The 1,388-nt window shown below is 41.5% G+C and carries 1 protein-coding gene; it reads left to right on the top strand.

What is annotated here, in order from left to right; genetic code table 11:
• The first annotated feature begins 388 nt into the window (after window positions 1-388).
• Window positions 389-1,240 (top strand): TIR domain-containing protein, encoded by an 852-nt coding sequence (locus tag B6S09_RS17990; RefSeq protein ID WP_094279856.1) that lies wholly within the window; start codon window positions 389-391, stop codon window positions 1,238-1,240.
• The last annotated feature ends 148 nt before the right edge of the window (window positions 1,241-1,388 follow it).

Raw genomic sequence — 1,388 nt, 5'->3', positions numbered from 1 at the left:
TTCAATGCCCTGAACAGTGATACCAGCTTCAAGGCTGGTATCAAACGTAAACAAAAACGGGCAAGTCGAAATACCGCTTACCTGTCGCAAGTCCTGTCAGGGCTGGGGCTTTCGTAATCTTGCCCTGTTGGCAGCAAGAAGATAATTTTTCCAATTATAAATCAGTGGCTTACAAGCTATTCACGAAAACATTCAAGACCAGCATACGGAGTTATTGATACGTCTCGTTTTCACGCATAAGAGCACCGCTGTTACGTCTATTTATTTTTGTAAATCAGTGGGTTAATGATAATCTTCTGGAATTCCCAGGTGCTTGTTATTGAGCCGGGTCAATATACAATTGTTAGCTGCTTTGTGGCATCAAATATAATAAGAAGTTGGAGAAATAATGAGAAAACCAAGGGTATTTATAGGTTCATCAGTCGAAAGTTTGCCGATTGCAGATGCTATTGCTGAGAACTTAGAGTTTGATGCTGAGGTTACAATATGGCGAAACGGTACATTCAATCTTTCGAGTAATGCTCTTGATGATTTAATTTCAAAAGCTAAGTCAGTAGATTTCTCAATTTTTATCTTCTCTCCAGACGATCTGACTATCATGAGGTCTAGAGAAAAGTACGTTGTTAGAGATAACGTGGTTTTTGAACTTGGTTTATTTATTGGAGCAATAGGGAAGAACAGGTGTTTTATTGTAAAGCCACGTGGCGTTGACTTGCATTTTCCAAGCGATCTTCTTGGGATTACTCCAACTGATTTTGATGCTAACAGAAGTGATGAGGATTTGGCGTCCTCTCTGAATTACTCGGCAACCCAAATCAAGCGAGCTTTCAAAGCGCAGGGCTTACTTGAGCTTGATTTTGTGCAGGAAAAACCGCGAATTGATGTAAATGCTCAATTGGCAGCACTTACTGATATTGACATACTAGCATTGGCTATGCTGCTTGAGTCCACAAACTCTGATGTGGATGGGTGCGCTAGTTGGGATTTGTACAACCGCTTTAACCAATATGATTTCAGTTCAGCACAGATCAACTTAGCTGTAATCAAGCTTACTCGTTCAGGCATGATCGAAAAAATAAATGCTTCGGACTTTAATGGTAATGAGTACTTTAGCTATAAGTTAACTGAGTACGGAATTGACGTTTGTCTTTCAAGTCAAGAGCGTATTGAAACTCTTACCACGCCAAAGAAACGTCAAGCCGGGTGGGGCGCTCCTCAACAACCTCCAGTACGCAGCTAACAAACTGTTCAAGAGGGATTCTGTAGTTCCCCCGTTTTAGTGGACACCTCAGTCAAACGAAGACGAGGTGAGAAATGCCAGCGTACAAGAACCAGAAGAAGACTCGGCAATACACGAATGAATTCAAGGTCAGAGCCGTTAAGCTGAC

It is taken from the genome of Oceanimonas baumannii (genome assembly GCF_002245495.1).
GTDB classification, from domain to species: domain Bacteria; phylum Pseudomonadota; class Gammaproteobacteria; order Enterobacterales; family Aeromonadaceae; genus Oceanimonas; species Oceanimonas baumannii.
The sequence above is the reverse complement of the archived record's forward strand: the minus strand, read 5'-3'. Positions and strand labels throughout refer to the sequence as shown.

Excerpts from the sequence above, each read along its gene's own strand:
- B6S09_RS17990 (WP_094279856.1), top strand. The coding sequence starts at position 389 with ATGAGAAAACCAAGGGTATTTATAGGTTCATCAGTCGAAAGTTTGCCG.